Annotated in this window: 5 protein-coding genes; 4 read left to right on the top strand and 1 reads right to left on the bottom strand. The window is 65.3% G+C overall.

Annotated elements, in window-relative coordinates:
- The coding region (gene lon / locus KA354_24800; protein ID MBP7937872.1) for an endopeptidase La at positions 1 to 2,163 on the top strand (2,163 nt) is incomplete at its 5' end.
- A gap of 33 nt (positions 2,164 to 2,196) precedes the next feature.
- Positions 2,197 to 4,482 (top strand): hypothetical protein, encoded by a 2,286-nt coding sequence (locus KA354_24795; GenBank protein MBP7937871.1) that lies wholly within the window; start codon positions 2,197 to 2,199, stop codon positions 4,480 to 4,482.
- 30 nt (positions 4,483 to 4,512) lie between these two features.
- Here the strand turns inward: KA354_24795 and KA354_24790 are convergent, their stop codons facing one another.
- On the bottom strand, positions 4,513 to 4,719 hold the full coding sequence (locus tag KA354_24790) for a hypothetical protein (GenBank protein MBP7937870.1): 207 nt from the start codon (positions 4,717 to 4,719) through the stop codon (positions 4,513 to 4,515).
- A gap of 124 nt (positions 4,720 to 4,843) precedes the next feature.
- Here KA354_24790 and KA354_24785 point away from each other — a divergent pair, with 124 nt between their 5' ends.
- A complete protein-coding gene (locus KA354_24785) occupies positions 4,844 to 5,983 on the top strand; it encodes an aminopeptidase (protein MBP7937869.1) in 1,140 nt (379 codons plus the stop codon).
- Between the two features lie 174 nt (positions 5,984 to 6,157).
- Positions 6,158 to 7,291, top strand: coding sequence for an alpha/beta fold hydrolase (locus tag KA354_24780; GenBank protein MBP7937868.1), 1,134 nt, complete (start codon positions 6,158 to 6,160; stop codon positions 7,289 to 7,291).
- The last annotated feature ends 266 nt before the right edge of the window (positions 7,292 to 7,557 follow it).

Below are 7,557 nucleotides of genomic sequence, written 5' to 3'. Positions count from 1 at the left end.
GAGACCGAGGATCCGGGGATTGACGATCTTTACCGTGTTGGGACGGCCTGCGCGATTCTCAAGGTGCTCAATCTTCCCGACGGTACGCTGAGTATCATTGTCCACGGACTGACCCGGTTCGGGCTGGCGGAGCTGGTGCAGACCGAGCCCTTTCTGCTCGCCCAGGTCCAGACCCACGACGACCCGGCGGACAAGACGCCGGAGTTGGATGCCCTGGTTCACACCGCCCGCCAGGCCGCCTACCGCATCTTTGAACTGTCGCCTAACGTGCCTGACGAGGCCCGCATCATCCTGGACAACATCGACTCGGCCGGTGGTGTGGCCGATTTCCTGGCCGCCAATCTCTCTGTTGGGCTGATCAACCGGCAGGAGTTGCTTGAGACTTTTGATGTAGGTGATCGGCTTCGCAAGATCAACACCGCCCTGGCCGAGCAGGTTCAGCTCCTCGAGTTGTCCAACAAGATCCAGACCCAGGTCCGGCAACAGATCGACAAGTCGCAGCGCGAGTACTACCTGCAGGAGCAGCTCAAGGCGATTCAGAAAGAGCTGGGCGAGGGTGACGGCCGGTCCGTGGAGCTGGATCGGCTCCGCGAACGGATGAAGGCTGCCAAGATGCCGGACGCCGCCCGCGAGGAGGCGGAGCGGGAACTCAACCGCATGGTCCGCATCCCCCAGGCATCACCGGAGTACTCCGTCGCCCTCGATTACGTGACCTGGCTGTGCGATCTGCCCTGGGCGCTCCGTACTGAGGACCGGCTCGACCTGCGCCGGGCGGCCAGGATCCTGGATGCCGACCACTATGGTTTGGAGAAGGTCAAGCAGCGGATCCTCGAGTTTCTCGCCGTTCGCAAACTCAAGCCCGAGGGCCGCGGGCCCATCCTCTGCTTCCTGGGGCCGCCAGGTGTCGGCAAGACCTCGCTTGGCCAGTCGATCGCTCGGGCCCTGGGCCGCAAGTTCGTGCGCATGTCACTCGGCGGAATGCACGACGAGGCCCAGCTTCGCGGCCATCGTCGCACCTACATCGGAGCCATGCCCGGTCGTATTCTGCAGGAGATTCGCAAGCTCGGCTCCAACAACCCGGTCTTCATGCTTGACGAAGTGGACAAGATCGGCCAGGATTTCCGCGGCGACCCGGCCAGCGCCCTGCTCGAGATTCTCGACCCGGCCCAGAACCACAGTTTCACCGACAACTACATCGATGTGCCGTTTGATCTCTCCAAGGTCATGTTCATTGCCACGGCCAACTACAACGACCCGATCCCCGCGCCGCTCCGCGATCGCATGGAGACGCTCGAGCTTTCCGGCTACACCACCCGGGAGAAGCTGTGCATCGCTCGCAGGTACCTGGTCCCGCGGCAGCGACAGGAGAACGGTCTCAATGCCAGGTTGATTGGCTTCGACAACGGTTCGCTCGATCTGCTGGCAACCCAGTACACGCGCGAGGCCGGCGTTCGCAACCTGGAGCGTCAGATTGCGGCTGTCTGCCGGGCGGTGGCCGCACGCGTGGCCCGCGGCCGTCGCCAGCCGGTCCGGCTTACCACGGAGACGCTCGAGCGGTTCCTCGGGGCGCCTCGCTTCGAGAGCGAGGCTGCCCGGCAGTCGCAGGTGTGCGGCATCGCCATCGGACTGGCTTATACTCCAACGGGCGGGGAAATACTCTTCATCGAAGCTATTGATATGCCCGGCCAGGGCAAGCTGACCCTGACCGGCCAGCTGGGCGAGGTCATGAAAGAATCCGCCCAGGCGGCCTACAGCATCCTCCGCAGCTCCGCCGCCAAGCTCAGGATCGAACCCGACCGGCTGGCCCAATGCGACGTGCACGTCCATGTGCCCGCCGGGGCCATTCCCAAGGACGGCCCATCGGCCGGTGTGGCCATGCTCAGCGCCATGGTTTCGCTCTTCACCGGCCGACCCTGCCGTTCCGACGTGGCCCTGACCGGAGAGATCACCCTGACCGGCCGTGTCCTGCCGATCGGCGGCCTCAAAGAAAAGGTCATCGCCGCCCATCGGGCCGGGATCCGCCAAGTCGTTCTGCCTGCCGGCAATCGCAAGGATCTGGCCGACATTCCGGCCGACGTCCGCCGCAAGGTGAAGCTCGTGTTCGCCGATCGGGTGGAAGGGGTTCTCAAGGTTGTCTTGATGCCCGGCAAGGGCAAGTCGTGATTCCGTTCATTCTCTTCCAAGGAGGCGCAAATCATGCCCGCGCGAATTCCTCTGGCCAGGATCGCAGCGTACGGGTTCGGCGTGTGGTTGGGGGCGATGTGCGGCGTGAGCCATGCCGAGAGCGGCCCCCGGGCGCTCGACGTCCCCCACTTTCCGGATCGGTTGCACACCTTCGTCTGGCGAAACTGGACGGTTGTTTCCCCCGAGCGGCTGGCCATGGTCCTCGACACCAGCGCGGACAAGGTGCGCGACATCGCCGTCTCGATGGGCTTGCCGGAGTCGCCCACCCTGCCGCCCGTGCCTGAGTCCCGGGTCTACATCACGGTATTGCGGCGCAACTGGCACCTGCTGCCCAGCGCACAGCTCCTGACCTTGCTGAACATCTCTGCCGAAGAGATGGCGGTCCGGCTTCGCGAGGATGATTTCCTTTTCGTCAAGTTGGGTCCGAAGCCGGCCTGCGAGCTGCTCAAGTACGCGCCGCCCAGCGAGGCCGCGAGAAGGCGGGCGGCCGAGATCCGGCAGACCATCCGCGATGCCTTCGGCGAGGGACTCTCCGCCCCCGCCGAGCCACGATTCAGTTTCATTGAGGAGTTGAGCAAGCTCGACCCGGCCGCGGGAATGCCGGCCGCTTCCACCGGATCGCCGCAAGCCGGCCTGCGGTTCATCTACCCCTACTTTGCGCTGTTCGGCGACCTGCTCATGGATTCCAAACTCGACACTTTCCCCGAAGGACTGCTTCAACGACTCGGGAACCTGGGCGTCAACGGCGTCTGGATTCACACCGTGCTTCGGCAATTGGCCCCCAGCAAGACGTTCCCCGAGTTTGGCGAAGGCCACCAGACGCGGCTGGCCAACCTTCGCAAGCTGGTCGAGCGGGCGGACAAGTATGGCATCAAGATCTACCTGTACATGAATGAGCCGCGAGCGATGCCGACCGGCTTCTTCAACAGCCGTCCGGGTCTCAAGGGTGTCGGCGAGGGTGAGTACTTCACCCTGTGTACCTCTGTGCCCGAGGTTCGGGCCTGGCTCAGTGACGCCCTTGCGCACGTCTTTGAGCGGGTGCCCGGCCTGGGTGGCGTCTTCACGATCTCCGCCTCGGAGAACCTGACCCACTGTGCGTCGCACTTCCAGTCCGCCCGGTGCCCCCGCTGCAAGGACCGGTCGCCCGCTGAGATCACTGCCGAGGTCAACGCAGTGATCGAAGCCGGCGTGCACCGGGGCAATCCGAACGCCAAGGTCATCGTCTGGGACTGGGGCTGGCAGGACGCCTGGGCCGCAGACATCCTCGCCCGGCTGCCGAAGTCAGTCTGGTTCATGTCGGTCAGCGAGTGGTCCAAGGAGTTCACGCGTGGGGGTGTAAAGCATCGCGTGGGCGAGTACTCGCTGTCGGTGGTCGGTCCCGGCCCCCGGGCGACCCGGCACTGGAAGCTGGCCCAGGAGCAGGGCCTCAAGACCGCGGCCAAGATGCAGATCAACAACACCTGGGAGATGGCCGCCGTGCCCTACGTTCCAGTGATGGACCAGGTGGCGGAGCATTGCGCCAACCTGGCCGGTGCCGGTGTGAACAGCTTCCTGCTCAGTTGGTCGCTGGGCGGCTACCCCTCGCCGAACCTGGAGATCGCCCGCCGATTCAGTCAGACCCCACCGCCGACCGCGGAGGCCGTGCTCGACACCCTGGCCCGCGAACGCTTCGGCTCCCAGGGCGCCCCTCACGCACGGAAGGCTTGGACCGCATTCAGCAAGGCCTACCTCGACTATCCCTTCGACGGCAGTGTGATTTACCACTGCCCGGTCCACCAGGGACCGGCTAACTTGCTCTACGCCAAGCCCACCGGGTACCGGGCAACGATGGTCGGCATTGCTTACGACGACGTGAACACCTGGCGGGGACCCTATCCACCCGGGGTCTTCGCCGCCCAGATGGCCCGTGTGGCCGCGGGCTTTTACCAGGGCCTTGCCGAGCACCGTCGGGCGGCCGCAATGGCCCCGCCGGACCAGGCCCGCAACGCCCAGGCCGAGGTTCGCTTCGCCGAGGCCGCTCAGATCCACTTCCAGACCGTGGCCAACCAGACCTGGTTTGTCATCGCCCGCGATGGCCTCCAGTCGGCGGCCGGTGAGCGCGGCGCCACCATCGAGCGGCTGCGACAGCTGGTCCAGGACGAGATCACCCTGGCCCGCCGACTCTTCACTCTGAGCAGCCAGGACTCGCGCATTGGCTATGAGGCGTCCAACCACTACTTCTATCTACCCGTGGACCTGATCGAGAAGGTCATCAACTGCGAGTACATTCTCGGCCACGATCTGGTTAAGGCAGAGTAGCAGGACGGATTCTGGAAGCGGGCCCCCGAGCTAGAGCAGCGTGCGGTGATGGGCCGATCGGAGAACTTGACGATGCCAGAGGCGACCTGCCAGGGCGAGGGCGGCTCCGGCTGCGACGCCGATGATCGTGCCTATGCCGGCCGCCGGCCAGAGGGTGGCGGAAAGGACGCCGGTGCCGAGCATGAGGGCCAGGCCGATATAGAAGATCTGCTGGCTTTGTGAGAGTCGTTCCTGCACCTTGGGACCTCCATGATCGTTACGGGGCGAGTATGTATCGTCCGAAACGGCGGGAAGCTGGAATGACCATAGTTATCGGTCCCTGGGCCTTGAGGCGGCGCTGCTGGCCGTGTACGCTGCGCCCATGAGAGACCCAAGAATCGACAAACTCGCCCACGTTCTGGTCGATTACTCGGTGGCCGTCCGGCGCGACGACGTGGTTCGGATCTCGAGCCCGGTGACCGCGATACCCCTGGTTCGAGCCGTCTACCGCGAGGTGCTCAAGGCGGGCGGGCATCCGTTGCTGCGCCTCATCGACGACGAGTGTACCGACATCTTCTATCAGTCGGCTTTGCCGGCCCAGCTCCGCCACATCAGCCCGCTGGCGGTCCGCGAGGTTGACACCATCGACTGCTCGATCGGGATATGGGCAGACGAGAACACCAAATCGCTGACGCGGGTCGATCCGAAAAGACAGGCGACCGTCAGCCAGGCCCGCAAGCCGATCGTGAAGCGGTTTCTGTACCGGGCGTCTCTGAAGGGCCAAGACAAGCTCCGCTGGACCGGGACGCAGTTCCCGTGCCAGGCTGCCGCCCAGGACGCCGAGCGGTCGCTGGCCGAGTACGAGGACTTTGTCTACAACGCCGGGCGGCTCCATGCTCACGATCCGGCCGCCTTGTGGCGGAAGTTCAGCGTCCGCCAGAAGAGGGTTGCCGACCACCTGGAGGGCTGCCGGGAGATGCGGTTCCGCGCGCCGCAGGGCACCGACCTGACCGTGGGCATCCGCGGGCGGCGGTGGATCAGTTGCGACGGCCACGAGAACTTCCCCGACGGCGAGGTCTTCACCGGCCCGATCGAGGACGCCACCGAGGGGGTCGTGTTCTTCAGCTTTCCCGCGGTTCACGGTGGTCGGGAGGCCCACGACATCCGTTTGAAGTTCAAGGCCGGAAAGGTCGTGGACGCGTCCGCCACCAAGGGCGAGGACTTCCTCATCCAGATGCTCGACCAGGACAAGGGCGCGAGGGTCCTCGGCGAGATTGCCCTCGGCACCAACTACGCCATCCAGGAGTACACCAAGAACACGTTGTTCGACGAGAAGATCGGGGGCACCTTCCATGCGGCGGTCGGTACGGCCTATCCCGAGACCGGTGCCAAGAACGACAGCGGGCTGCACTGGGACATGGTGTGCGACCTCCGCCAGGGCGGCACGATCGAGGCCGACGGCAAGGTGATCAGCCGCAACGGGCGGTTCCTCAGGGCAGACTGGCCACAGCCGGGGCGGTGAGGGAGCCGGCTGAGGTACTGGGAAGAGAACCTTTGGAGCGGGTGATCGGGTCTGGGTCTGGCCTCCGTCTTGCGGGATAGTCTCTCGTCAGGTACCGTCGCGGACGTGCCGCTTCCTGGATGAGCCGGTGGCGCGAGCCTCGGTCATTCTCGTCATCTCGCTGGAGGATTGAAGATGTCCTTCCTCGCGCGGTTTGCCTGTCTTGCGTTGATGTGCTGGGGCGGACCACTCCTTGCCCAGTCGGTGCACCGCGGGATCGCCCCCGGTACCGGCGATGGGGCCGAGTACTCGGATCAAGCCGCGTCGGCCGGGCGAGTGGAGCCCGCCAAACGAAGTCAAACCGCCGCCAGCGCTCCGGCGAAGACGGGTTCACCAGGCGCCCTGAAGAGAGTCACGTTCACTACCGAGGACGAGGTCCTGATTGTGGGCGATTATGCCGAGCCGGTGCTCCGCGGCGGCCAGAAGCTCGCGCCCATGGCCATCCTGTTGCACATGTATCAATCCGACCGGTCCGCGTTCACCCCGTTGATCGGACCCCTGAGGCGGGCCGGTTTTGCCGTGCTGGCCATCGACCTCCGTGGCCACGGGGAGAGCAACGCTCCGGCCAGACTGCAACTGGTGGAACGCGTCCGCCAGCGGGATCCGGACCTCTTCAAGAGCATGCACCGTGACGTGGCCGCCGCTTACCTGTGGCTCCGCGACCAGCCGGGCGTGGATCCCGCCCGGTTCGTGCTCGTCGGCGCCAGCGTCGGCTGCAGCGTGGCGCTGGACTATGCCGGGCGCGACAAGTCCGTCGATGCGGTCGCCTGCCTGACGCCGGGTACGGCTTACCTCGCCCTGGACTCCATGGCTCACATCGAGAAGTGCGCCAACCGTCCGATCCTCATGATCGCCGCCGAGGGGGAGCGAGCCGCCGCCGATCGACTGGCCCAAGCCGCCGGCCAGCACGTGGCGGTGAAGGTAGTCCCCGACCAGCCCGCCCTGGGAGAGAAGGGCCTGCACGGAACCAGGATGCTGGACAAGGTCGCGGACATCGACAAGACGATGATCGAGTTCCTGAGCAGGTCCGTCGGCCCGCCGAGCACCCATCCGGTCATTGCCACCCCCAGAGGAAGAACCTACCACGAGCCCAACTCATCCTACGCCCGTCAGGCTGGCCGGTTGAACCTTCGCTGGTTCAGTTCCCCGGCCGAGGCTGAGGCCCGCGGGTTGAAGGCCCCCAAGACCAGCGACGAGATCGGCGTCTCACCTGACGAACCGCCAAAGGCTTCGGCATCCAGACGAACCGAGGCCAAGCGCTCTCGCTGAGCTGGCGGAAAGACCCGCCCGGGATGCCGGCGACCACATGCTGGATGATACAGGTGGTGATCACCATGCCCGAGGTGATCTCCCGCCGGAGTTCGAGGCCCCCTGGCGGCCGCCCCAACCGGGCCGCTATGATAATGACTTGGGTGTAACTCGCCTTCCGCTATGCAACTTTCCTATGTTCCCGGCGCACGAGCGGCCGGTACGGGTATAGTCTGCGACGTTCCTCGATGATGCGATGCTTCTGGAACGCATCCCAGTCACCGTTG

It is taken from the genome of Phycisphaerae bacterium (genome assembly GCA_018003015.1).
In the GTDB taxonomy this organism is placed as follows: Bacteria; Planctomycetota; Phycisphaerae; order UBA1845; family PWPN01; genus JAGNEZ01.
The sequence above is the reverse complement of the archived record's forward strand: the minus strand, read 5'-3'. Positions and strand labels throughout refer to the sequence as shown.